This window comes from Variovorax humicola, assembly GCF_037889915.1.
Taxonomy (GTDB): Bacteria; Pseudomonadota; Gammaproteobacteria; order Burkholderiales; family Burkholderiaceae_C; genus Variovorax; species Variovorax humicola.
The window spans coordinates 139,840-162,796 of sequence record NZ_JBBKZV010000008.1 but is presented as its reverse complement, the minus strand read 5'-3'; the positions used below and the strand labels follow the sequence as shown (position 1 = coordinate 162,796).

At 66.4% G+C, this 22,957-nt stretch carries 22 protein-coding genes; 11 read left to right on the top strand and 11 right to left on the bottom strand.

Annotation, left to right across the window (positions count from 1 at the left end):
• Window positions 1–215: 215 nt before the first annotated feature.
• Entirely contained in the window at window positions 216–2,027 is a 1,812-nt protein-coding gene (recJ, locus tag WKW80_RS16005) for a single-stranded-DNA-specific exonuclease RecJ (RefSeq protein WP_340364554.1), read from the bottom strand.
• On the bottom strand, window positions 2,024–2,992 hold the full coding sequence (locus WKW80_RS16000) for a hypothetical protein (RefSeq protein WP_340364553.1): 969 nt from the start codon (window positions 2,990–2,992) through the stop codon (window positions 2,024–2,026). Before WKW80_RS16000 ends, recJ begins: the two co-directional genes overlap by 4 nt.
• A gap of 51 nt (window positions 2,993–3,043) precedes the next feature.
• On the opposite strand from WKW80_RS16000, the gene WKW80_RS15995 reads away from it, so the two are divergent.
• Both WKW80_RS15995 and lolD read left to right on the top strand, forming a co-directional pair.
• Window positions 3,044–4,300, top strand: a complete 1,257-nt coding sequence (locus tag WKW80_RS15995) for a lipoprotein-releasing ABC transporter permease subunit (protein WP_340364552.1) — start codon at window positions 3,044–3,046, stop codon at window positions 4,298–4,300.
• Window positions 4,293–5,036, top strand: coding sequence for a lipoprotein-releasing ABC transporter ATP-binding protein LolD (lolD, locus tag WKW80_RS15990; RefSeq protein ID WP_340364551.1), 744 nt, complete (start codon window positions 4,293–4,295; stop codon window positions 5,034–5,036). Before WKW80_RS15995 ends, lolD begins: the two co-directional genes overlap by 8 nt.
• A gap of 10 nt (window positions 5,037–5,046) precedes the next feature.
• Here lolD and WKW80_RS15985 read toward each other — a convergent pair whose 3' ends face one another.
• Both WKW80_RS15985 and WKW80_RS15980 read right to left on the bottom strand, forming a co-directional pair.
• Window positions 5,047–5,457 carry a type II toxin-antitoxin system VapC family toxin gene (locus tag WKW80_RS15985; protein WP_340364607.1) on the bottom strand — a complete coding sequence of 137 codons (411 nt, stop codon included), beginning with the start codon at window positions 5,455–5,457 and terminating at the stop codon, window positions 5,047–5,049.
• Between the two features lie 11 nt (window positions 5,458–5,468).
• Window positions 5,469–5,858, bottom strand: a complete 390-nt coding sequence (locus tag WKW80_RS15980; protein WP_340364550.1) for a RidA family protein — start codon at window positions 5,856–5,858, stop codon at window positions 5,469–5,471.
• 153 nt (window positions 5,859–6,011) lie between these two features.
• Here WKW80_RS15980 and WKW80_RS15975 point away from each other — a divergent pair, with 153 nt between their 5' ends.
• The 8 genes from WKW80_RS15975 (at window position 6,012) to WKW80_RS15940 (ending at window position 15,436) form a co-directional block, all read left to right on the top strand.
• Window positions 6,012–7,577 (top strand): ABC transporter substrate-binding protein, encoded by a 1,566-nt coding sequence (locus tag WKW80_RS15975; RefSeq protein WP_340364549.1) that lies wholly within the window; start codon window positions 6,012–6,014, stop codon window positions 7,575–7,577.
• A gap of 160 nt (window positions 7,578–7,737) precedes the next feature.
• A complete protein-coding gene (locus WKW80_RS15970; protein ID WP_340364548.1) occupies window positions 7,738–8,679 on the top strand; it encodes an ABC transporter permease in 942 nt (313 codons plus the stop codon).
• A 10-nt stretch (window positions 8,680–8,689) separates the two neighbouring features.
• Entirely contained in the window at window positions 8,690–9,535 is an 846-nt protein-coding gene (locus WKW80_RS15965) for an ABC transporter permease (RefSeq protein WP_340364547.1), read from the top strand.
• Window positions 9,536–9,730: 195 nt separating this feature from the next.
• Entirely contained in the window at window positions 9,731–10,762 is a 1,032-nt protein-coding gene (locus WKW80_RS15960) for an ABC transporter ATP-binding protein (protein WP_340364546.1), read from the top strand.
• Window positions 10,759–11,733 carry an ABC transporter ATP-binding protein gene (locus WKW80_RS15955; protein WP_340364545.1) on the top strand — a complete coding sequence of 325 codons (975 nt, stop codon included), beginning with the start codon at window positions 10,759–10,761 and terminating at the stop codon, window positions 11,731–11,733. Before WKW80_RS15960 ends, WKW80_RS15955 begins: the two co-directional genes overlap by 4 nt.
• A gap of 3 nt (window positions 11,734–11,736) precedes the next feature.
• Window positions 11,737–13,032, top strand: a complete 1,296-nt coding sequence (locus tag WKW80_RS15950) for an amino acid deaminase (protein WP_340364544.1) — start codon at window positions 11,737–11,739, stop codon at window positions 13,030–13,032.
• Window positions 13,033–13,034: 2 nt separating this feature from the next.
• Window positions 13,035–13,973 carry a MurR/RpiR family transcriptional regulator gene (locus WKW80_RS15945; RefSeq protein WP_340364543.1) on the top strand — a complete coding sequence of 313 codons (939 nt, stop codon included), beginning with the start codon at window positions 13,035–13,037 and terminating at the stop codon, window positions 13,971–13,973.
• The gene (locus WKW80_RS15940) at window positions 13,970–15,436 is read left to right on the top strand and encodes an N-acyl-D-amino-acid deacylase family protein (RefSeq protein WP_340364542.1); all 1,467 of its coding nucleotides are present in this window, start codon (window positions 13,970–13,972) and stop codon (window positions 15,434–15,436) included. Before WKW80_RS15945 ends, WKW80_RS15940 begins: the two co-directional genes overlap by 4 nt.
• Window positions 15,437–15,638: 202 nt before the next feature.
• On the opposite strand, the gene WKW80_RS15935 is transcribed toward WKW80_RS15940, so the two are convergent.
• Both WKW80_RS15935 and WKW80_RS15930 read right to left on the bottom strand, forming a co-directional pair.
• On the bottom strand, window positions 15,639–15,968 hold the full coding sequence (locus WKW80_RS15935) for a hypothetical protein (protein ID WP_340364541.1): 330 nt from the start codon (window positions 15,966–15,968) through the stop codon (window positions 15,639–15,641).
• A gap of 164 nt (window positions 15,969–16,132) precedes the next feature.
• Entirely contained in the window at window positions 16,133–17,857 is a 1,725-nt protein-coding gene (locus WKW80_RS15930; protein WP_340364540.1) for an OPT/YSL family transporter, read from the bottom strand.
• 347 nt (window positions 17,858–18,204) lie between these two features.
• On the opposite strand from WKW80_RS15930, the gene WKW80_RS15925 reads away from it, so the two are divergent.
• Window positions 18,205–19,167, top strand: a complete 963-nt coding sequence (locus WKW80_RS15925) for a Bug family tripartite tricarboxylate transporter substrate binding protein (protein ID WP_340364539.1) — start codon at window positions 18,205–18,207, stop codon at window positions 19,165–19,167.
• 17 nt (window positions 19,168–19,184) lie between these two features.
• On the opposite strand, the gene WKW80_RS15920 is transcribed toward WKW80_RS15925, so the two are convergent.
• From WKW80_RS15920 to WKW80_RS15900, 5 genes are all read right to left on the bottom strand, one after another.
• On the bottom strand, window positions 19,185–19,943 hold the full coding sequence (locus WKW80_RS15920) for an SDR family NAD(P)-dependent oxidoreductase (protein WP_340364538.1): 759 nt from the start codon (window positions 19,941–19,943) through the stop codon (window positions 19,185–19,187).
• A gap of 53 nt (window positions 19,944–19,996) precedes the next feature.
• On the bottom strand, window positions 19,997–20,320 hold the full coding sequence (locus tag WKW80_RS15915) for a type II toxin-antitoxin system RelE/ParE family toxin (RefSeq protein ID WP_340364537.1): 324 nt from the start codon (window positions 20,318–20,320) through the stop codon (window positions 19,997–19,999).
• Entirely contained in the window at window positions 20,317–20,589 is a 273-nt protein-coding gene (locus WKW80_RS15910; protein ID WP_340364606.1) for a type II toxin-antitoxin system Phd/YefM family antitoxin, read from the bottom strand. The genes WKW80_RS15915 and WKW80_RS15910 overlap by 4 nt, the downstream gene beginning before the upstream one ends.
• A gap of 176 nt (window positions 20,590–20,765) precedes the next feature.
• On the bottom strand, window positions 20,766–21,806 hold the full coding sequence (locus WKW80_RS15905) for a VWA domain-containing protein (RefSeq protein ID WP_340364536.1): 1,041 nt from the start codon (window positions 21,804–21,806) through the stop codon (window positions 20,766–20,768).
• Window positions 21,803–22,789 (bottom strand): DUF58 domain-containing protein, encoded by a 987-nt coding sequence (locus WKW80_RS15900; protein ID WP_340364535.1) that lies wholly within the window; start codon window positions 22,787–22,789, stop codon window positions 21,803–21,805. Before WKW80_RS15900 ends, WKW80_RS15905 begins: the two co-directional genes overlap by 4 nt.
• Window positions 22,790–22,957 lie beyond the last annotated feature (168 nt).

Here is a 22,957-nt window from a genome sequence, read left to right as displayed (position 1 = left end):
GCCCGTTGATCGCTCGAATTGCCGGCGGGTAAAGACGCCGTAAAGGCGCCGTTCCGGCTCACATCAGTTTTCCAGCACGCCATCGCGTGACCCGCGACGCATGAAACCGGCGCAGTCAGATACCAGGGATACCGCGGAACGGCTTTGCCGGGCCGCTGGTATTGCCCCCTTGAGGGGACTTGAGGGGGAGGCGCCGCAGGTGATTCGGGGAGGGCTCATCCTGGTCTGTTCGTGGGCACCCGCGGAACCGGCTTTGCCGGGCCGCCGGGTGCGCCCCCTTGAGGGGGAGGCGCCGCAGGCGCATCGGGGGTGTTCCACTCGACCTCCGCGCCCTCGACCAGGAAGCGCACGCGCCGCACGCCCTGCCACTCGTCCGCGTCGAGGCGGAAGGCGAGTCTCACGCGGCCCGGCAACGGCTCGGTGTGGCCGAACCACATGCCGTCGACCGGCTGGCCCTGGTGCCTGAGCTTCAATGCGAGATGCTTCTCGCCGACCAGGCGCTGCGAGATCACTTCCACTTCCTCGCTGAAAGTCGGTGGCGCGAATCCCTGGCCCCAGACTTCGCGGTGCAAGGTGTCGACCAGGTCCACGCGCATGTATTCGCGCGCCAGCGGGCCGTCGGTCTCGATCTGGCGCGTGAGCGCGGCGGCGGCGAGCCATTCCTGCGCGACCTGCGCCATGGCCTGCTCGAATGTCCGGAAGTGTTCCTGGGCCACGGTGCAGCCGGCCGCCATGGCATGGCCGCCGAAGCGCAGCAGCACCCCCGGATGCCGTTTGGCCACGAGGTCGAGCGCGTCGCGCAAATGAAAGCCCGGAATCGAGCGGCCCGAGCCTTTGAGTTCATGCGCCTTGCCCTCCGCGGCACTGGCCGCGAACACGAAGGTCGGGCGATGAAAACGGTCCTTGATGCGCGACGCCACGATGCCGACCACGCCCTCGTGGAAGCCGGCATCGAAGACGCTGATGGCCGCGGGCGGCAAGGCACCTTCGTCCAACAGCGACTCGGCCAGCCGCAGTGCCTGGTCGCGCATGTCGCCTTCGATGTCCCGCCGTTCTCGGTTGATGCCGTCGAGCGTGCGGGCCAGTTCTTCGGCGCGGCCGGCGTCGTCGGTGAGCAGGCATTCGATGCCGAGCGTCATGTCGGCGAGACGGCCGGCCGCGTTGATGCGCGGGCCGAGTGCGAAGCCGAAGTCGAAGGTCGTGGCCATGGCGCAGGCCCGGCCCGCGGCCTTGAACAGTGCGGCGACGCCGGCGGGCATCTGGCCGCCGCGGATGCGGCGCAGCCCTTGCGCGACGAGGCGGCGATTGTTGGCGTCGAGCCTGACGACGTCGGCGACGGTGCCCAGCGCCACCAGCGGGAGCAGCGCATCGAGCTTGGGCTGGCTGGCTGCGTCGAACACGCCGCGCGCGCGCAGTTCGGCGCGCAGGGCCAGCAGCACATAGAACATCACGCCCACGCCCGCGATGCTCTTGCTCTCGAACGCGCAGCCGGGCTGGTTGGGATTCACCAGCACGTCGGCGGCGGGCAACTCGGGGCCGGGCAGGTGATGGTCGGTGACGAGCACCGCGAGTCCACGCGCCCTGGCCGTCGCCACGCCCTCGACGCTGGCGATGCCGTTGTCGACCGTGATCAGCATGTCGGCGCCGGTGGCGGCCACGCGCTCGGCGATCGGCGGCGTCAGGCCGTAGCCGTCGACCACGCGATCGGGCACGAGGTAGCTCACGTGCGAGGCACCCAGCAGCCTGAGGCCGCGCACGCCCACTGCGCAGGCGGTTGCGCCATCGCAGTCGTAGTCGGCCACGATGCACAGGCGCTTGTTGTCGCGGATGGCGTCGGCCAGCAGCACGGCCGCTTCAGGCGTGCCCCGCAGCGTGGCGGGCGGCAACAGGCGTGCGAGGCCGTCGTCGAGTTCGTCCTTGCCGAGCACGCCGCGCGCCGCATAAAGCCGCGCGAGCAACGGATGCACGCCGGCCTGCTCCAGCGCCCACACGCTGCGCGGCGGGATGTCTCGGGCGACGATCTTCATAGTGCCTCGAGCACCGTTGCCGCGCGCGGGCGGTTGAACGTGCGCTTGATCCAGCCGGAGAGGCCGCGCTGCTGCACCGAGAAGCGCTGTGCGCTCGAATCGCCGCACAGCGTGAGCGCCACGTCGGCGCCGCGCTCGCAATCGGCCAGCAGTTCGGCGACCGGCCCGTCATCGACAGCGTGCCAGGCCGCGGCCCAGCCGGCGCCGTCATCGCGCAAGGCCGCGTCGCGCAGGGAATCGACGACGACGGGTTCCACGCCGTCCGGCTGCACCGATGCGGGCATCGCGCCGGTGCCGCTCAGCCAGAAGGAATTGATGGGCGGCAGTCCGCGCGCGGTGCGCTGGTCGTTCACGCGCTCGGTGTACAGCAGCATCTGGACTTCGTTCTGCAGGCGACGCAGCGGCCGTCCGGCATCGGTCATGTGGGACCACTGCGAAATCGAATTGCCGATGGCACGGTCGAGCGAGGCGGTGGGCAATGTGCGAAACAGGTCGCCGCAGGCAAGCCATCGGCCGGGCGTGGACGTCATGTGCAACCGGATGGCGTCTTCCTCGAACAGCGGACGGGCCGCATCGAGCAGGGTCTGCGATTCGTCCGCTTCGAGTCGTGTCTGGGCCGGGTCGCCCAGCACCACGTCGCTGAGGTCGACCTGCCAGTTGCACAGGTCGATCCAGCCCCAGGCCGTGTCGCCTTCGCTGCCCGGCAGGCCAAGCCGGCGTGCGTCGCAGGCGGCCCACGGAATGCAGCCATCTGCGGCCTGCAAGCCCAGCGCGGCGGCCAATGCGCGTTCGTGCGGGGGCGAAAAGGTGGTGTCGTCCTGCGTATCGATGCTGGCCGGCGCCAGGCGCGCGAGCAGCGCTTCGAGCCTGGGCAGGCGAATGCCGGGCAGCAGTGCACGGCAAGCGGGGGAACCCCGGCCGGCAAAGGGAATCAACAAGTGACGGGCTGGAGAGGATTCGGCCATGGTTCCATTGTCCCGGATGCGATGTGTCCGGGATGCCACAATTCTTCCCCTATGAGTCTCCCCTACGAACTCCAGCTCGGCTGGCGCTACACACGAGCCGGCCGGGCGACGCGGCGCAACGGTTTCATTTCCTTCATCTCTGGCGTGTCGATGCTCGGCATCGGGCTGGGTGTGGCCGCGTTGATCATCGTGCTGTCGGTCATGAACGGCTTCCAGAAAGAGGTGCGCGACCGCATGCTCGGCGTGGTGTCGCACATCGAAATTCTTTCGCGCGACGGCCAGGCCCTGCAGGGCATCGACCAGATCATGGATGCCGCACGCAAGAACCCCGAGGTGGTCGGTGTTGCACCCTTCATCGCCACGCAGGCGCTCATCGCGCGCGGCGAGGACATGAAGGGCACGCTGGTGCGCGGCATCGTGCCGACGCTGGAGCCCCAGGTCACCGACTTCGCGACGACGGCACAACGAGGCGTGCTCGACAAGCTGGTGGCGGGCGAGTTCGGCATCGTGCTCGGCGGCGAGCTGGCGCGCTCGCTGTTCGTGCGTGAAGGCGACCAGGTCACGCTGGTCGCGCCGGGGGGGCAGGTCACGCCGGCAGGCGTGGTTCCGCGGCTCAAGCAGTTCACCGTGGTCGGCACCTTCGACTCCGGCCACTACGAATACGACTCGGCACTCGCGATGATCCATGAGGAGGATGCGGCGCGCGTGTTCCGGCTCGAAGGCCCGAGCGGGATCCGCATCAAGCTGAAAGACTTGAACCAGGCGCGCGAAGTGGCCGATGAGTTCGCGGCCACCTTGCCGGGCAGCTTCCTGGTGCGCGACTGGACGCGGCAGAACAAGACATGGTTTGCCGCGGTGCAGGTCGAGAAACGGATGATGTTCATCATCCTCACGCTGATCGTCGCGGTGGCGGCGTTCAACCTGGTCTCGACGCTGGTCATGACCGTCACCGACAAGCGCGCCGACATCGCCATCCTGCGCACGCTCGGTTCCAGTCCGCGCAGCATCATGGGCATTTTCGTCGTGCAGGGCGCGATGGTGGGCGTGATAGGCACGCTGGGCGGGCTGCTGCTGGGACTGGGCATTGCCTACAACATCGACGTGATCGTGCCGTGGCTGGAGCAACTGTTCCACGCGAGCTTCCTGCCGAAGGACATCTATCTCATCAGCAAGATGCCGAGCGACCCGCAGCGCAGCGACATCCTGCCGATCGCCATCATCTCGCTGATCCTTGCGTTTGCGGCAACGCTGTATCCGAGCTGGCGCGCGAGCCGCGTCAATCCCGCGGAGGCGCTGCGCTATGAATAACCGTGCTTCGGTGCTCGACGCCGACGCGTCTGTCGTTGCCACCAGTGCGGCGCGTGATGGCGCTGGTGCGGTGGTCCTTCGAACACGCGGCCTGACCAAGCGCTTCCACGAAGGTCGGATCGACCTGACCGTGCTGCACGGCGTGGACCTCGACGTGCAGGCCGGGGAAACACTGGCCATCGTCGGTGCATCCGGTTCCGGCAAGAGCACGCTGCTGCACCTGATGGGCGGGCTCGATGCACCGACTGGCGGCAGCGTCGAACTGCACGGCAAGGACATCGCCAAGGTCGATGCCGCCGAGCAGGGGCGTTTGCGCAACCAACATCTTGGCTTCGTCTACCAGTTCCACCATTTGCTTCCCGAGTTCAGCGCACTCGACAATGTGGCGATGCCGCTCAGGATCCGGCGCATGCCACCGGCCGCCTCCCACGATGCGGCGTCGAAGATGCTGGCGGCGGTGGGCTTGTCGGAGCGCGTACACCACCGGCCGGCGGAATTGTCAGGTGGCGAACGCCAGCGCGTGGCGATTGCGCGTGCACTGGTCACGCAGCCCGATTGCGTGCTGGCCGACGAGCCGACCGGCAACCTTGACCGTGGCACCGCCGATGGCGTGTTCGCGTTGATGCTCGATCTTGCGCATCGGCATCGAACGGCATTCGTGATGGTCACGCACGATGAGTCGCTGGCGAAGCGGTGCGATCGGGTGTTGCGGTTGGTGGCGGGACGGTTGGCGTAAGCCGCGCCCACTAATCCCAAGGATTCAGCAAAGTCACGCCGGTGCCAGCGAAGTCGCCGACATTGCGTGTGACAACCGTGAAGCCGTGCTCAAGCGCTGTGGCCGCGATCATCGAATCGCGGTAACTCTTCGGGTCGGGTATGTGCATGCGCGCGCATCGCATCGCGGCGTCCGCAATGAACGGCAAGATCCGTCCTTCAAATGCGCGGCGTACCGCATCGAACCACGTTCGCAGCGCGGCACCCGCTGGCGGTGTCTTGCGCTCCAACTGCAAGATGCACTTCTGGTGTTCCAGGACGGTCACGGCGGAGAGAAAGAACTCGCTCTCAGGAACGCTTGCCGCCCAAGCGCGCACGCCTGATGAAGCGTTTGGCTTGCGTGGTCGCAGTTCCGAGAGAACGTTTCCTCTTGCGCAAGCCACGGGGACAACGCTCAACCCTTCGGCTTGTACGCCACGCAGTCGATCTCCACTTTCGCATCCACCATCAACCGCGCCTCAGTGGTCGAACGGGCGGGGCGGTTCCCGCTGAAGTAGCTCATGTAGACGCGGTTGAACGCGCCGAAGTCACGGGCGTCCTGCAGCCAGCAGGTGGTCTTGCAGACGTCGTCGAGCGTGGCGCCGGCCAGCGCGAGCGCGGCCTTGAGGTTCTCCATCACCTGGCGCGTCTGCGCCTCGATGCCGCCCACCACGATCTCGCCGTCGGCATTGCCCGGCACCTGGCCCGACACGTAGATGAAGTCTCCGGCACGCACGGCCGGGGAGAAAGGGCGCACCTGGCGGTCAGAAGCGGTGGGCGAACCACCCAGAAATTCGAGCGACATGAAAGGTCTCCGGTTGTTGGTTTTGAAATTCTATTTCAGAAAATTTCGATGAATATAGGGTAAATACCCATGATTCGGCGCGAATCATGCCTCAAAGTCCAGTCCGTTGTGAAAGTGTTTTTCAAAACGACCCGCCCCACCAAGGAGTTCCCGATGCTCGATGCCAGCTTTCTGCGTGCAGTGCACGCGCCCGCCAAACGTGCCTTCCTCGGTGCGTCACTGCTCGCTGCCCTTTGCGTTGCCCTGCCTGCGCAAGCTCAGGCGCCGCGCAACTACGCCACGCTGGCGATGGTGGCCGAGCCGCAAACGCTCGACCCGATGGCATCGACCGCCGACCTGGTCGGCACCATCATGCAGCACGTCTACGAAACGCTCTACACCTTCGACGCGAAGTGGAACGTGGTGCCGATGCTGGCCGAAACGCTGCCCAAGGTCTCGGCCGACGGCAAGAGCTATTCGATCACGCTGCGCAAGGGCGTGATGCTGCACAGCGGCCGCGAACTCAATTCAGACGACGTGGTCGCCAGCCTGCAGCGCTGGATGGACGTGTCGCCGCGCGGCAAGGCCGTCAGCAAGGAAATCGAAAGCGTCAAGGCCAAGGGTCCGCAGGGGGTCGAGATCGTGCTGAAGGAACCCTATGCGCCGCTGGTCTCGCAACTCGCGCTGCCCAGTGGCATGGCCGCGATCATGGCCAAGGACTCCATCGCGACGCCGCTGAAGGACTTCGTCGGCACCGGGCCGTACAAGTTCAAGGAACGCAAGCCGGATCAATTCGTGCTGCTCACGCGCTTCGACAAATACAGCGCCCGCAAGGAGCCGGCGAATGGCTACGGCGGCAAGCGCGAGGCCGTCATCGAGGAACTGCGCTTCGTGCCGGTGCCCAATGCGAGCACCCGCGTCGAAGGCTCGCTGGCCGGCCAGTATGACTTTGCGGACCTGCTGCCGGTCGAGGCACTGCCGCGCATCGAGAAGGCTTCGGGCAAGACGCTGCCGATCATGACGCCGGCTTTCGGCTTCCCGTACCTCGTTCTGAACACCAAGGAAGGCGTGGCCGCCAATCAAGGGGTGCGCCAGGCGATCCAGACCGCACTCGGCGAAGGCGAGATGCTGGCCGCGGGCTTCGGCGATACGCGCTTCTTCGTGGCGGAAGGCAACCACTTCCCGAAGGGCTCGCCGTTCTACTCGGCGACCGGCGCCGACCAGTACAACCAGCGCAATGCTCCGAAGGCCAAGGAGGCCGCGGCCAAGGCCGGCTACAAGGGCGAGCCGATCCGCATCCTCACCAGCCGCCAGTACGACTTCCACTACAACATGGCGCTCCTGATGGCCGAGCAACTCAAGCGTGCCGGCTTCAAGGTCGAGATGAACGTGGTCGACTGGGCCACGCTGGTGCAACGCCGCAACGACCCGAAGCTGTGGGACATCTACGTGACGCATTCGGGCCAGTTCCCCGAGCCGATGCTCTCGCCGCCGCAACTCGGCGACGGTGCACCCGGCTGGTGGGACACGCCTGCCAAGCAGGCAGCGCTGAACGCATTCAACACGGCAAGCGATCCGGTCAAGCGTGGCGCGTTGTGGGGCAAGGTGCAGGAAGTGGTCTACACGGAGGTGCCCTACATCAACGTCGGCAAGTTCAATGGCCTCTCGGCGAAGAGCCTGGCACTGGACAACTACCAGCCGGCGACCTGGCCGTACTTCTGGAACGTGAAGATCAAATGACACCCAGGCTTGCCCACTACGCGTGGCCTCCCACCCCCTTGCAAGGGGCAACACCAGCGGCCCGGCAAAGCCGGTTGCGCGGTGTTTCCGGCAGCGCCCTTTCGAGGGTCGACTGCTCTCGCGCAGCGCGCGTTTCGCCTTCCGCGTAGGAGTCATCAGGATGTTCCGCTTTCTCGCAACCCGCTTCGCCGGCATGCTCGTCGTGCTGGCCATCGTGGCGGTGCTGGTTTTCGTGCTGACGCGCGCGGCATCGGGTGATCCGGTGTCGGTGCTGCTCGGCGACCAGGCCACCGCCACCGACATCGCCCGCGTGCAGAGGGAATACGGCCTCGACAAGCCGTTGCCCGTGCAGTTCGGCTACTGGCTGCGCGAGGTGCTCCAGGGCAACCTCGGACAGTCGATCTTCCTGCAGCGCCCGGTGACGCAGGCCCTGGCCGAGCGCGCCGAGCCGACCACGCTGCTGTCGCTGATGGCGGTGGCCATCGCGGCGCTCATCGGCTTGCCGTGCGGCATCGTTTCGGCGGTGTTTCGCGGCAAGGCGATCGACCAGTTCTTCACCGGTATCGCGATGCTGGGCGCGAGCATTCCGAGCTTCTGGTTCGGCATCGTGCTGATCCAGATATTCGCGGTGTCGCTCGGCTGGTTTCCGGTGTCGGGCTACGGGGCGCCGGATGCGCCGTTCGCGGAACGCATCCACTCGCTGATCCTGCCGGCCACGGTGCTCGGCATCCTGAACTCGGCGCTCATCATCCGCTTCACGCGGGCGTCGATGCTCGACGTGCTTGGTGAAGACTATGTGCGTACCGCGCGCTCCAAGGGCCTGTCGGAAAGCACTGTCGTGCTCAAGCATGCATTGCGCAACGCGCTGGTGCCCATCGTCACGGTGCTCGGCCTCACGGTCGCGTTGATGATCGGCGGGGCTGTCGTTACAGAGACGGTATTCGGCCTGCCGGGCGTCGGCAGTCTCGTGGTGAACGCGGTGCTGCGCCGCGACTACCCGGTGATCCAGGGCGCGCTGCTGGTGATCGCGGGGATCTATGTGCTCATCAATTTCTCGATCGACCTGCTCTACGCCGTTGTCGATCCGCGCGTGAAAGTCTGAGGCGCCGACCATGAAATTCCAACTTCCCCGCATGGTGCGGCAACTGCTGCACCGTCGCATCGTGATGGTGTCGGCGGTGGTGCTGCTCATCATCGCCGTGCTCGCCATCGGGGCGCCAATCTTCGCATCGGCCGATCCGAACGACACGGCCGTCATGGAGCGCCTGAAGGCACCCAGCGCCGAGCATTTGCTGGGCACCGACGAACTGGGCCGCGACATGTATGCGCGCATCGTCCATGGCGCACGCTATTCGCTGAGCATCGCGGCGCTCACAGCCATCGGCTCGGTCGTCTTCGGCACGATCCTCGGCTTGATCGCAGGCTTCTTCCGCAAGCTCGACGCGCCGTTGATGCGCGTGGTCGACGCGATGATGTCCTTCCCCGACATCCTGCTGGCCATCGCGCTGGTCGCCATCCTCGGCGCCTCGCTCGGCAACGTGGTGCTGGCGCTGGTGCTGGTCTACACGCCGCGTGTCGCGCGGGTGGTTCGCGCATCGACGCTGGTGGTGCGCGAACTGTTGTTCGTCGAGGCAGTGCGCGCATTGGGCGTGCGCACGTCGCGCATCCTGTGGCGCCACATCCTGCCGAACCTGATGTCGCCGATCCTGGTGCAGGTGTCGTTCATCTTTGCCTACGCCATCCTGGCCGAGGCGGGCCTGTCGTTCCTCGGCGTGGGCGTGCCGCCCGAGATTCCGACCTGGGGCACGATGGTCGCGGGCAGCCAGCAGTATGCGGACAAGGCCTTCTGGGTGGTGTTGTTCCCTGGCCTTGCGATCATCTTCACGGCGTTGTCGTTGCAATTGCTTGGCGACGGCGTGCGCGACTTGCTCGATCCCAAGTTGAAGAAGGCGGCATGAGCATGAAGCGCCTTTCCTTGAACTGTTCGAAGTCGGCGAGGCGTTCGGGGCGGGATCACGCCGTCGGCGTACTCCACTGCGAAATAAAAAAGGAGCCGAAGGCGGGGGACATTCGCGGAGGGGGATACCCGTTGTCCTCGGCACGCACCCCAGACCCACGCGCCTCTACCCCTGCACATCATGGGAGCAACTGAAATGACGATGGCACCCAGACTCACAGTCAAGAACCTCAGCACCGCGTTCCCGACCGAAGACGGCCTCGTGCGTTCGGTCGCCGACGTGAGCTTCTCGATCATGCCGGGCAAGACCACCGCGCTGGTGGGCGAGTCGGGCTCCGGCAAGTCGGTCACCAGCCTCACCTTGATGGGCCTGTTGCCGAAGACCGCCAACGCACAGGTCAGCGGCCAGACCGCTTTCGTCACGCGCAATGGCGGCACGGTCGATCTGCTCTCGCTCGGCACGCAGGAGATGCGCAAGCTGCGCGGCAACGAACTGTCGATGATCTTTCAGGAGCCGATGACGAGCCTGAATCCGGTCTTCAGGATCGGCGAGCAGATCGCGGAGAGCGTGCGCCTGCACAAGGGCGTCGACAACAAGGCCGCCATGGCGCAAGCGCTGCGCATGCTCGAACTGGTCGAGATTCCGGCAGCGGCACAACGCATCCATGAGTACCCGCACCAACTGTCGGGCGGCATGCGCCAGCGCGTGATGATCGCGCTGGCCATGGCTTGCGACCCGACGCTGCTGATCGCCGACGAGCCGACCACCGCGCTCGACGTCACGATCCAGGCGCAGATCCTGATGCTGATGCGCCGGCTGCAGGCGGAGACGGGCATGAGCATTCTGTTCATAACGCACAACCTGGGCGTGGTCGCGCACCATGCCGACGATGTCGTGGTGATGTACGCGGGCCGCGTCGTGGAAAGCGCGCCCGTGCGGCCGTTGTTCGCGCAGCCTGAACATCCGTACACCCAGGGCCTGCTTGCCTGCCTTCCGGGCAAGGCAGCGCACACACCGGGGCAGCCCAAGCCGAAGCGCCTGTTCGCCATCCGCGGGCAGGTGTCGAGTCCGCTGGCGCCTCCGCCCGGCTGCGCCTTCGAGCCGCGCTGCGACCGTGCCATTGCCGCTTGCCGCGACGCCATGCCGCCGCTGCTCGTCAATCAACCGAATCGCCAGGCGCGCTGCATTCGCGTCGCGGAAAACCTTCCCCTCGAGCAAGCCGCATGAACACCACCGACACACCCCTCATCGAGGTCCGCAACCTCAAGAAGTATTTCGGCTCGGGTGCGCGTCCCGTACGTGCGGTGGACGACGTGTCGTTCGCCATCCGCAAGGGCGAGACGCTGGGTCTGGTCGGCGAATCGGGCTCGGGCAAGAGCACCATCGGCCGCACGGTGCTGCGCCTCGTCGAGCGCACCGATGGCGCTGTGATGTACCGCGGCGAAGACCTCGGCGAGGCTTCCAGCGAACAGATGCGCAAGCTCCGCAGCAAGCTGCAGATCATCTTCCAGGACCCCTACGCGAGCCTGAATCCGAAGATGCGCATCAGCGCGATCCTCAACGAGGCGCTGTCGACGCACGGGCTGTGCAAGGGTCCGGGTGAACGCGAAAAGCGCATCGCCGAACTGCTCGAGACGGTGGGCCTGCGACCCGAGCATGCGAGTCGCTTCCCGCACGAATTCTCGGGCGGACAACGCCAGCGCATCGGCGTCGCACGGGCGCTCGCGGTCGAGCCCGAGTTCATCGTCGCCGATGAGCCGCTGTCGGCGCTCGACGTGTCGATCCAGGCGCAGGTGATCAACCTGCTGGCCGACCTGCGCGAGCGCCTGTCGCTCACGATGCTCTTCATCTCGCACGACCTCGATGTGGTCGAATACCTCTGTGATCGCGTCGTGGTGCTGTACCTCGGCAAGGTGATGGAGGTGGCGACGACTGCCGAGCTTTTCGAGCGGCCCCTGCACCCTTACACGCAGGCGCTGCTGGCAGCCAGCCCCAAGCCCGATCCATTGCAAGCCACGGAACCCATCGCGTTGAAAGGCGACATCCCGAGTCCGATCGCACCGCCTTCGGGCTGCGTATTCCGCACACGTTGCCCGCATGCCATCGACGCCTGTTCGAAAACCGTTCCGCCGCTCGAAGAACTCTCCGCCGGCCACTTTTCTGCCTGCATCCGCAAGGATCTTCTTTCTGCCGTTTAAGACATGACCATTCAAGACACGCTGAACGACCCGTTGCTCGACAACGGCTTCAAGGGCTTTCCCCGTGTGCAGACGCCGATGCGACGCAGCGAGGTCGCGAAGGCGGGCTGGAACGTGCTGGCCGGCGACCTGCCGTTGCCGCTCGCGGTGCTCAAGCGCGAGGCCGTCGAGCACAACCTCGCATGGATGCAGGCGCGTGTGCGTGGCTGGGGCATCGATCTTGCGCCGCATGGCAAGACGACGATGTCGCCGCAACTGTTCCGGCGGCAACTCGACGCAGGTGCCTGGGGCATCACCTTCGCGACCGTGACGCAGCTTGCCGTCGGCGTGGCGGCGGGTGCGCGCCGCACACTCATCGCGAACCAGGTCGTGAGCGACCAGGACTTCGCCGGCATCCAGATGCTGATGCAGGAGCATGCGGACCTGCGCGTGGTCTTCCTCGTCGACTCGTTGGCCCAACTCGACCTGATCGAAGCGTGGAGCGCGCGCCACCCCGACAGCGTGCCCTTCGAAGTGATGATCGAAATCGGCGTCGACAACGCGCGCACCGGCGTGCGCACGCACGCGCAAGCCATCCAGTTGGCCGAACGCATTCGCGCCGGCAAGGCCGCCAGGCTGGTCGGCATCGAGACCTACGAAGGGCAGGGCGCCACCGGCGACAGCGGCCACGACACCGGCTACACCAACACGCTGATGGACCGCGTCGATGCGGTCGCGCGGCATTGCGTTTCGAACGGCTTGTTCGAGACGGACGAAGTGCTGGTCACGGCCGGCGGCTCCGCGATCTACGACCTCGTCGCGCTGCGGTTGAAGCCCACGCTCGGGATGCCCGTGCGCGGGTTGCTGCGTTCCGGCTGCTACGTCACCCACGACCACGGCACCTATCAGCGGTTTCAGAAGCCACTCGATGCGCGCCTTGGCTGTGCGCCCGGCGAGAGCCTGCGGCCCGCGATGGAGATATGGGCCACGGTGCAGTCATGCCCCGAGCCGAACCTCGCCATCATCGCGATGGGCAAGCGCGACATTTCGTTCGACCTGTCGATGCCGACGCCGATCGCGCGTGCTGCACGCGGCGTGCTGGTTCCCTCCGACGTGCCCGCGAGCTGGGAGATCACCGCGCTGAACGACCAGCACGGCTACCTGCGCTGGAGCGACGCCGATGCCGCGTTGGCCCCGGTGGTCGGCGAGCGCATCGCGTTCGGCATCTCGCACCCCTGCACGACCTTCGACAAATGGCACTGGATGCCGGTCGTCGAAAACGACTATCGCGTCAGCGACGCGGTGTTGATGCACTTCTGACCATGACCTTGACCCTCCTTCAGCGCGTCGCAGAGATCCGCGGCAGCGCCCCGGCCACGCGGCGCGCCATCCTCGACCTGATGCTCGAGGATCCGGACCGCGTGCTCGAAGAAAGCTTCGATTCGCTGGCGGAACGCTCGCGCAGTTCGGTGCCGACCATCATGCGAACGGTGCGCGACCTGGGCTTTGCGGGCCTGCGCGAGTTCAAGCTTGCGTTGGCACAGGAACTGGCCGTCGGCGGCTCGCCGTTGCACCGACGCGTGAGCATCGAAGACGCGGCCACCGATGTGGTCGGCAAGATCGCGCGCAGCGCTGCGGCCTCCGTGTCGGGCGTTCGCAGCCAGCTCGACATGGACGTGCTCGACGGTGCCGTTGGCGCCATCGCTGCAGCGCCGCACATCGACCTGTACGGTGCCGGCGCCACATCGTGGTTCATGACAGGCGACCTGCAGGCGCGCCTGTTCCGGCTCGGCCTGTCGGCCAACGCCTGGGCGGACTACCACCTGCAGCAAGTGGCGGGTGCTGCGCAGAGGCCGGGCGGCGTGGTCATCGCCATATCGCATGTCGGCGGCATGCCGTCGCTGCTCGACGCGGTCGACATTGCGCGCGCACAGGGCGCCAAGGTGGTCGCGCTGACGCGGCCCGGCACGGCGCTTGCGGCCAAGGCCGATTACCTGCTTGGCCTGACGGTGCCCGACGATGCGGTGATGCACGTCGGCATCGACGCCTACCTCACGCACCTGACGGTGATCGAGATCCTCACGGTGCTGGTCGCGCAGCGCCTGGGCGACCCGGCCATGCAACGCCTGCAACGGGCACGCGACGCCTTTCAACGCCACGGCATCGATGCCACCACCCACCCGCTGCAAAGCTGGGACGGCGGCGGCATCGGCGAAGACAAAGCCGCCAACGGCACTGGAAACGGGAGCGCCACATCATGAGCAAGCCGGTATTGCTTGAATCGGGACTGGTCATCGACGGCTCGGGTGGCCCGGCCTGGCCCGGCGACGTGTTGCTGTCGGGCGACCGCATCATTGCCCTGGGTGAAGGCCTGCGCACGCGGCTGCCCGAAGGCATCGAACTCGAAGACGTCGACGTGGTCGACTGCCGCGGCAAGGTCATCGCACCCGGCTTCATCGACGTGCACACGCACGACGATGCGATCGTGCTGCGCGACCCGCTGTGCCTGCCCAAGGTCTCGCAAGGCATCACCACGGTCGTCACCGGCAACTGCGGCATCTCGCTCGCGCCGTACAGTACGCCGCAGTCGAAGCCGCCGCTTACGCTGCTGGGCGCCGATTCGTTTCGCCATGCGTCGATGGCTTCCTATCGCGACGCGGTGACCGAAGCCCGGCCCGCGTTGAACGTCGCCGCGCTGATCGGCCACACGACGCTGCGATTCGCGGCGATGGAATCGCTAGACCGTCCAGCCAATGCCGACGAAGCCGCGCGCATGGCGGCGCTGCTCGATGCCTCCATGGCCGAGGGCGCGCATGGCATGTCCTCGGGCCTGTTCTACGAGGAGGCCTTCCAGGCACCGGCCGAGGAAGTCACCGCGCTCGCGCGCATCGTCGCGCGCCACGGCGGCGTGTACGCGACGCACCTGCGCAGCGAGATGGCGACCATCCTCGAAGCCATGCATGAGGCCGGCGACACCGCCTTCAGTGCCGGCGTGCCGCTCGTGCTCTCGCACCACAAGTGCGCCGGCCCCGAGAACTGGGGCCGCACGCTGGAGACCCTGCCGCTCGTCGAAGCCTTGGCGCAGCGCCAGGAAATCTCGATGGACGTGTACCCCTACGTCGCCGGCTCCACGGTGCTGCGCGAAGACCTGGTCGACGGTGTCATCGATGTCATGCTGACCTGGTCCGATCCGCACCCTGAAGTGACGGGCCGGATGCTGTCCGACATTGCCGCCGAATGGGGCGTTACCCAGCAGGCGGCCTGCCTGCGCCTGAAGCCCGGCGGTGCCTGCTACTTCCAGATGAACGAGGAAGACGTCGAACGCGTGATTGCACACCCGCGCACGATGATCGGCAGCGACGGCCTCCCGCACGACCGCCATCCGCATCCGCGGCTCTGGGGTGCCTTCCCGCGCGTGCTGGCGCGCTACTGGCGCGAGCGCCGCCTGTTCTCGCTCGAACAGGCCGTGCACAAGATGACCGGCCTGACCGCACGCAACCTGCGAATCGCCGACCGCGGCCTGCTGCGCGTGGGCCAGATGGCCGACGTCGTGGTGTTCGACCCCGAGACCGTCCGCGACACCGCCACCTACGACAAGCCGCATGGCGTGAGCGAAGGCATCCTGCATGTCTTCGTGAACGGCGTGTGCGCCTATCGCGGCAATGAAGCGCGCGTATTGGCGCGTGCAGGGCGCATGCTCACGCGCGCAGGCGCCGGGGGCTGATTTTCCGGCGCGGTTTTCCGCGCGCCGTTGCAATCGCCTCGCCAAGCGAGGGCGCGAGGCCACTTCAAGCCGCAGCCCTTCCGCACGGCACTTCGGAGCCGAAGCCGTTCACGAGTGCGGCGAACAGTCGCGCGACAAATCCGGTGCGAGGTCCATGCGCACAGTGCAAATGCCCCGGCCCGCCGCAGCATGCGGTTTCGACTTACGGCTTCGCAGTCGTGCACTGCTTCAAGGCCTCTTGCTGGCACTTCCCGTTCACCCATTCGGCATCCTTTTCTCGCGGCGCGTTCCAATACGACCGCGCCAGTCCGCAAGCCCAGCCAAGGCCAAAGTGCCCGCAGGTCGCTTCGATGGAAGCAATCATCTGGGCCGCGACATTCGCACAGGCCTCCCGTGCTGCGTTGACGCATCGCGCGACCTCGGTGTCCGGAACGGAATGCGTCTTGTGGTCCTGCGCCTCGATGTCCTTGTGCTGTGCAAGCGCAAGAACAAGAAGCAACATGAAGCCGAGTCGCCGCAATGTAGTAGTCATGTCAGTGCTCCATGACGCCGAGCGTCTTCCGCGACGCATGAACCCAGGACGAGCACGGCGAAGTCTGTTCGTGGGGGTGTTTGATTCCCCCGCGGAACCGGCTTTGCCGGGCCGCCGGGTGCGCCCCTTGGAGGGGGAGGCGCCGCAGGCGCTTCGGGGGTGCTTCATTGTGATATCAAGCTGGCGATGCCAATCCCCACCGCCGCCAGTGCATCTCCGGCGATCAACCCGCCGCCGAACAGCGAGGCGCTGCTCATGTCTTCCGGCAGGTCCCGACGCGCGGGTGCGTGCGCTGCCAACAGGCTGCCCACGATGCCGCCCGCCCCGAGCCACAGCGACGTCGGCAGGTTGACGAAGCCCCCGAAAGACAAGGCATACGGAGAGGGCAGCACGACGGCGTCCAGCACGAAATTGCGCGGTTGCAGCCACTTGCGCAGCACCTCGATCACCAGGCCGATGGCGATGCCCACGCCGATGGCGACGCGCTGGAACGGCAAGTCCTGGGCCAGGCCGCGCAGCACGCCGACGAACTTGTATGTCATGGCCGAACTCCAGCCGGCCGGCTGCTGGTCGGCCTTGAGCACCGTCTGGTCCTGCAGCAGTGCCGGATAGGCATTCATGAACAGCCGCGCGAACACCACTGCCAGTACCGCGCCCACGACGATCCCCAGCACCTGGTAGCGGAACTGCGGCACGCGTGGCGTGCCGAGCCGCCAGCCGGTGGAGCGGTCCTGCTGCATGTCGCAGGCCACACTGGTAGCCACCAGCAGCACCGCGCCCGCCATCAGGCCCACGCCAGGGTCGCGCAAGCCCAGGGCGGCGAGGATGACGACCGTCACGACGAAGGCCGAGGAGATCGGGTTGGAGTCGCTGATGCCCACCGAGATGCCGTTGACCAGGGCAAAGAGGAACACCAGCGACACGGCCACCATGAGAAAGAAGACAGGCTGTCCCAGCAACCAGTGGCCACAGGCCACTGTGGCGGCCGCCCAGAAGGCCACCCACAACACGAGGCGAGTGCTGTTCACCGTGCGCCAGTCGTCGACGGCGTGCACAGGCGCATCGCTTGCACTCTGCCGCCGCGCACGGGGCAGAGCGCGCGCAAGGATCAGCGCCAAATCCACCAGTGCCGCGCCCATGATCGTCCCGAGCGAGATGAGGAACATGATCTTGCGCGGCGGATCGCCCGCCTGCAGCCAGCCGATCAGGACGAAGTACGGCTGCAGCGCCACCCCGATCAACCCGCCCACCACCGCCGGGATGCCGATGCGCGCGCCGATCACGAGCCCCGCGCCGAAAGTGGACGCCGACAGTTCGATGGCGCCCAGCAATGGCAGGCGGGCCGCAGCCAGTCCGGTGGCCAGTCCAAGGGCAACGCCGCCGCCGAGTTGGCGCACCGAGCGGCGCAGCAGCGTGGTGTCGGTCAGCGCGCGCAGGATGTTGGCCACCGCCAGCCCGGAAGGAAAGGCCAGTTGCATGCGGTCGACCAGCACCGGCGTGTAGAGCATGCCCACACCCACGCCGAACATCCCGACGCAGCCCAGGTACAGCACCATCTGCCAGGCCGGAGGCTGCGGCAGGCCCATCCACACCATCGCCTGCAGCAACACGCCGAGGCCGCTCATGCTGGCGACCGACGCGGCCGCGGTCTGGATGTAGTTGGCGCCGTGCTTGCCTGCCGCGCCGTAGCCTGCCGTGACAGCCGAGCCGAGAAGGCCCGCCAGTACCTGGCCCCCGACAAAGAAGCCCAGCGAGAAATTCATGTAGGCCGCCGTCACGCCGGCCAAGGGTCCCAGCACCAGCATGCCCGTGGCCGCCAGCAGCAGGTGGTATTTCCAGCTGCCCTCGGCGGGAAGCCATCGCCAGCGGGCGCGCGGGTGTTGCGTCATGGAATGCGTCAGCGTGCCGGCGTCAACTTCCTGGCGCAGGCGTCAGCGGCTCTCGATCGTGCCATGCCGGAAGTGCCTTTGCGTTGCGAGGGGGGCGATGAATTCGGTCTTGTTCAAGCTGAGGTCCTTCCGCAAGCATGATGGACAGAATAGCCAAATGCGCGGACCTGAGGCCGCGTAGGGGGCCGCCGTTCTCCATTCCCGATGAGCCTCTTCGCCAAACACGGCGTCGCAGACGGATTGCGGCGCGGATAATCCGCCGCATTCAAGGTCGGGGCCGAGGGTTGCCCCTCGCGGCGGGTGCCGTCGTTCGCCGCGACCCGGCCTCATCCACGACGAGACACACCATGATCCGCAAGCTGTTCGGCGCCGTCGCCCTCGCGCTCGCTTTCACCGCCGCGCAGGCCCAGCCTTTTCCGGCCAAGCCCATCCACCTGATCATTCCGTTCCCGCCGGGCGGCGGCACCGACATCCTGTCGCGCCTGGTCGCGACCAAGCTCACCGAGGCGAGCAAGTGGACCGTGGTGCCCGACAACCGCGCCGGCGCGGGCGGCACCATCGGCATCACCGAGGCGGCGCGCGCACCGCACACCGGCTACGAGATGGTGATGGGGCAGAAGGACAACATGGTCGTCGCGCCCTGGCTCTACAAGAACCTGAGCTACGACCCGACGAAAGACCTCGTCGCCGTGGCCCATGTGGCCTACACGCCCGTGGTCATCGTGACCCGCAACGAATCGAAGTTCAAGACGCTCAAGGACTTGGTCGCCGCCGCGCGCGCCGCGCCCGACAGCGTCACGTACGGGTCGCCCGGCAACGGCACCACCATCCACCTCGCAGGCGAGATCTTCGGCCGCGCCGCCAGCGTCAAGCTGCGCCACGTGCCGTACAAGGGCTCGAACCCGGCCATGATGGACGTGCTGGCCGGCAACGTGGACCTCATGGTGTCCTCGCTGCCTTCGGCGATGGGCCAGATCAAGTCCGGCAAGCTGCGCGCGCTGGCCGTGACCTCCGCGAAGCGCAGCAGTTCGCTGCCCGAGGTGCCCACCGTCGCGGAACTGGGCTACGAGGGTTTCGACGTCAGCACCTGGTACGGCCTCTTCATGCCGGCCGGCACGCCGAAGGACATCGTCTCGACCGTCAACGCCGAGGTCAACAAGCTGCTGGCCACGCCCGACATGAAGGCCGCCATCATCGCCCAGGGCGCGGAACCGCAAGGCATGACGACGGAACAGTTCGGTACGCTGCTGAAGACCGACTACCTGCAGTGGCGCGACATCGTGAAGGCGTCCGGCGCGACGATCGAGTAGGCGCGCGCCTTTCGCGATCAGCCCGCGACCGAATACCCGCCGTCGACCGGTATCGCCGTGCCGGTGATGAAGTCCGATGCCGCGCTCGCGAGGAACACCGCGATGCCGGCCAGGTCCTGCGGCTGGCCCCAGCGGCCGGCGGCGGTGCGCGCGAGCACCCGTTCGTAGAGCCCTGGCACCTGCGCGCGTGCGCCGTCGGTCAACTCGGTCTCGATCCACCCCGGCAGCACCGCGTTCACCTGGATACCGTCGACCGCCCAGGAGGCGGCCATGGACTTGGTGAGTTGCACGATGCCGCCCTTGCTGGCGGCATAGGCCGGCGCAAAGGACGCGCCGAAGATCGACATCATCGAACCGATGTTGATGATCTTGCCGCCGCCCGCAGCCTTGAGATGCGGATGCGCCGCGCGGCTGCAGAGGAATGCGCTGGTGAGGTTGGTGTCCATCACCTGGTTCCACTCGGCCAGTGCGAGTTGGTCGACCCGCTTGCGAATGTTGATTCCCGCGTTGTTGACCAGGATGTCGAGGCGGCCGCAGCGCTCGGCAACCTGGGCAAACAACGCAGCCACGGAAGCCTCATCCCTCACGTCCGCCGCGAGCGCGAACGAATCGCTGCCCAGCGCCTTCAGCGCTTCGACCGCCGCAGCCGATTTCTGCGCATTGCGCGCCACGACCACCACGCGCGCTCCGGCTTGCGCCAGGCCTTTCGCCATGCCGAGGCCGATGCCCCCGTTGCCGCCCGTGACGAGCGCGACCTTGCCGGTCAGATCGAACATGAGTGCTTCTCCGCTTCTTGAAAGTTCACCTCGCGCGAGTTTTCTTCTCGCATTTATTCAAGGCCGACCAATCTCCTCATGAGAAGGCCCTGCAAATCGCGTCTCGTATCGCAGACGATATGGATGTAGGCAGTGTCTCCCCGCACCTCGTAGATCATCCGATTCATGCTGGCGATAACTTGCCTGAACTGGGCGTTGTTGAGGCTCTCCAGTTCGGGTGGCATGCTCCCAATCTTGGGGTGGTCTTGAATCATGGCCACGGACTCCTTCATCTTGCCGTAGCGCGTGAGCCATACATGCTTGTCGAAGTTCTTGACGATGTAACTGCGCAGTTCCTTCAAGTCTGCCTCCGCGGACTGGAGGAAGACGACCTTCATTGCACGTCGTCCTTGTCCATCTCGGCAAATACATCGTGCGCCAAACGAAATTTGCCTTGCTCGATTTCGCGGTTGCCAAGCGCCAGTAGTTTCAGAAGGGCAAGCGTCTCCGCATGTTCTTCATATGAGCGGACATCCATTACGACGAGTTTGGCTTCACCGTTCTGCGTGATAAGCATGGGCTCACGCGTCTCGGAAATGTTCTTGACGATTTCTGCAGCGTGACTCTTTAGGTAGCTGATGGGCTTGACCTGGGTTGAAAATTTCATGGCATGCCTCGAAAAATGAGACTGATAATAGACTGAATTTAGTCCAGGGTTGCCCGTAAGGCATTGTTCGCCGCCGCGCGGATGGTCCATGTCGGCCTATTCCACCAACGGTTCGGCACAGGGCAATGGCCGGTCTACGGCCGGTGATTCGATCCTCGCGGGCGACGGCAGACCCGCTAAAGAATCCGGTTGAACCAGAACAGCGACAACCCCGCGGAAAGCAGCGCCAGCGCCGCCGCGGCCATCGCGAACAACGCAGAGATTTCGGTCTCCTTCTTCTCCACCGTCAGCCGCGAACTCAGCGTGTCGTAAACCTTCTTCAGGTCCGCCGCGGTCCCGGCATAGAAGTAATCCGCCGACGTCTTGTTGGCCACCGCCTTCAGCGTTTCCTCGTCCAGCCGCACCCGCATCGACCAGCCCTCGAACCCGATCGTCTCGCCGTCCACTGTGCCCACGCCCACCGTGTACACGCGCACGCCGCGATCGGCCGCAGCCTTGGCCGCGTCGAGCGGGTCGACGCCGGTGGTGCGCTGGCCGTCGGTCAGCATGATGATGGCCGCCGAGGTGTAGGAGCCCGGCGTCACCGGCGTGAACGGCTTGGGCCCATCTTTGCCGGCCTGCTCGATGGAGGTTCCGCGCTGCCGCGTCTGCGGGCCGAACTGCGACACGTCGATGCCGGCATCCGGGAACAGCGTGGCCAGCGACACCACGATCGCGTTGCCCGTGGCGGTGGCGCGCTGCAACTGGAACGCGTCGATGGCGGTGACCAGGTCTTCGCGGTTGGTGGTGGGCAATTGCGCTACCTGCGCACTGCCGGCAAAGGCGACGATGCCGACCTTCACATTGCGCGGCAGATCCTTGATGAAACCCTTTGCTGCTTCCTGTGCGGCGATCAGGCGGTTGGGCAGCACGTCGGTCGCGCGCATGCTGCCGGACACGTCCATCGCGAGAATGATGGTCTGCTGGTTGGTCGGCAGCATCACGACCGCCAGCGGGCGCGCGGCAGCGATCAGCAGCGTCACCATCGACAACAGGAACAGGAACGGCGGAATGTGGCGCCGGATGCTCTGCCCCGCGCCCATGGCCTCGCGCACGATCGACAGGCTGGCATAGCGGATCGCCAGCTTTTTCTTGCGGCGCATCAGCCAGACGTACAGCAGCACCAGCAGCGGCACCGCTGCCAGCAACCAGAGGAACTGTGGCCATAGGAATGTCATGCCGCCACCACCTTCACGTTACCCGCGCCGCCACCATTGCGTACGCGGCGCTTGCGCATATCGGCGAAACGCACGATCGATTCGACCAGGTCGTCCGCTGTCGACAGTTCCAGTGCGTCGACGCCGGCCTTGGCGAGCGAAGCACGCAGCGTGGCCTCGCGCTCGGCCGCGATGCGCGCAAAGCGCTTGCGAAAGCCCGCGTCGTGCGTATCGACCCAGACCTGCTCGCCGGTCTCGGAATCGCTCAGCGGCACCAGGCCGAGGTCGGGCAGGTTGAGTTCGAGCGGGTCGTACAGGCGCACCGCCACCACCTCGTGCCGCTGCGCAAGGTGGCCCAGCGGCTTCTCCCAACCGGGCTCGCTCAGGAAGTCGGACACAACGAACACGGTGGACCGGCGCGGCATCAGCGTCGCCGCCGATTTCAGCATCTCGGCCAGTCGCGTCATGCCCGTGCCCGAGCGCAGTTCGGCCGCGCGCCGCTCCATCGAATGCAGCAGGTGCAACACATGCCGGCGCCCGCTGCGCGGCGGGATCACGGCTTCGAGATCATTGCCATAGACCAGCGCGCCGACGCGATTGCCGTGCCGCGTCAGCAGCCGCGCCAGCACCCCGACAAAGCCGGCGGACATCTCGCGCTTGGCCTTCTCGCCCGAACCGAAGTCGACCGAGCGGCTCAGGTCGAGGATGAACCACGCCGCCATCTCGCGGTCTTCGGTGAACACCCGCACATGCGGCACCTGAAGGCGCGCGGTGACATTCCAGTCGATATGGCGCACGTCGTCGTGATGCTGGTATTCGCGCAAGTCGGCCAGGTCCAGCCCCACGCCGCGCATCAGGGTCCGGTAGTCGCCCTGCAGCAAGCCATCGAGCCGCCGGATGACCGTCCATTCCAGCCGGCGCAGCGCACGCTCGACCCCCATCGCCGGCGGCGCGTCGTTGGCCGCCTCCGATGCAGGTTTTTGCTTGCGCCACCAGTTTTTCATGTCAGTCGCTCCACCGCGCTTCGCGCGACCCACGACGCACGAGACCAGGACGAACCCCGCCAAGTCTGTTCGTGGGCACCCGCGGAACCGGCTTTGCCGGGCCGCTGGGTGCGCCCCCTCGAGGGGGAGGCGCCGCAGGCGCATCGGGGGTGGTTCATGTCCCCCGCG

Coding starts and splice junctions, on each gene's coding strand:
- recJ (WP_340364554.1), bottom strand. CDS start 2,027: ATGAAGATCGTCGCCCGAGACATCCCGCCGCGCAGCGTGTGGGCGCTG.
- WKW80_RS16000 (WP_340364553.1), bottom strand. CDS start 2,992: ATGGCCGAATCCTCTCCAGCCCGTCACTTGTTGATTCCCTTTGCCGGC.
- WKW80_RS15995 (WP_340364552.1), top strand. CDS start 3,044: ATGAGTCTCCCCTACGAACTCCAGCTCGGCTGGCGCTACACACGAGCC.
- lolD (WP_340364551.1), top strand. CDS start 4,293: ATGAATAACCGTGCTTCGGTGCTCGACGCCGACGCGTCTGTCGTTGCC.
- WKW80_RS15980 (WP_340364550.1), bottom strand. CDS start 5,858: ATGTCGCTCGAATTTCTGGGTGGTTCGCCCACCGCTTCTGACCGCCAG.
- WKW80_RS15975 (WP_340364549.1), top strand. CDS start 6,012: ATGCTCGATGCCAGCTTTCTGCGTGCAGTGCACGCGCCCGCCAAACGT.
- WKW80_RS15970 (WP_340364548.1), top strand. CDS start 7,738: ATGTTCCGCTTTCTCGCAACCCGCTTCGCCGGCATGCTCGTCGTGCTG.
- WKW80_RS15965 (WP_340364547.1), top strand. CDS start 8,690: ATGAAATTCCAACTTCCCCGCATGGTGCGGCAACTGCTGCACCGTCGC.
- WKW80_RS15960 (WP_340364546.1), top strand. CDS start 9,731: ATGACGATGGCACCCAGACTCACAGTCAAGAACCTCAGCACCGCGTTC.
- WKW80_RS15955 (WP_340364545.1), top strand. CDS start 10,759: ATGAACACCACCGACACACCCCTCATCGAGGTCCGCAACCTCAAGAAG.
- WKW80_RS15950 (WP_340364544.1), top strand. CDS start 11,737: ATGACCATTCAAGACACGCTGAACGACCCGTTGCTCGACAACGGCTTC.
- WKW80_RS15945 (WP_340364543.1), top strand. CDS start 13,035: ATGACCTTGACCCTCCTTCAGCGCGTCGCAGAGATCCGCGGCAGCGCC.
- WKW80_RS15940 (WP_340364542.1), top strand. CDS start 13,970: ATGAGCAAGCCGGTATTGCTTGAATCGGGACTGGTCATCGACGGCTCG.
- WKW80_RS15935 (WP_340364541.1), bottom strand. CDS start 15,968: ATGACTACTACATTGCGGCGACTCGGCTTCATGTTGCTTCTTGTTCTT.
- WKW80_RS15930 (WP_340364540.1), bottom strand. CDS start 17,857: ATGACGCAACACCCGCGCGCCCGCTGGCGATGGCTTCCCGCCGAGGGC.
- WKW80_RS15925 (WP_340364539.1), top strand. CDS start 18,205: ATGATCCGCAAGCTGTTCGGCGCCGTCGCCCTCGCGCTCGCTTTCACC.
- WKW80_RS15920 (WP_340364538.1), bottom strand. CDS start 19,943: ATGTTCGATCTGACCGGCAAGGTCGCGCTCGTCACGGGCGGCAACGGG.
- WKW80_RS15915 (WP_340364537.1), bottom strand. CDS start 20,320: ATGAAGGTCGTCTTCCTCCAGTCCGCGGAGGCAGACTTGAAGGAACTG.
- WKW80_RS15910 (WP_340364606.1), bottom strand. CDS start 20,589: ATGAAATTTTCAACCCAGGTCAAGCCCATCAGCTACCTAAAGAGTCAC.
- WKW80_RS15905 (WP_340364536.1), bottom strand. CDS start 21,806: ATGACATTCCTATGGCCACAGTTCCTCTGGTTGCTGGCAGCGGTGCCG.
- WKW80_RS15900 (WP_340364535.1), bottom strand. CDS start 22,789: ATGAAAAACTGGTGGCGCAAGCAAAAACCTGCATCGGAGGCGGCCAAC.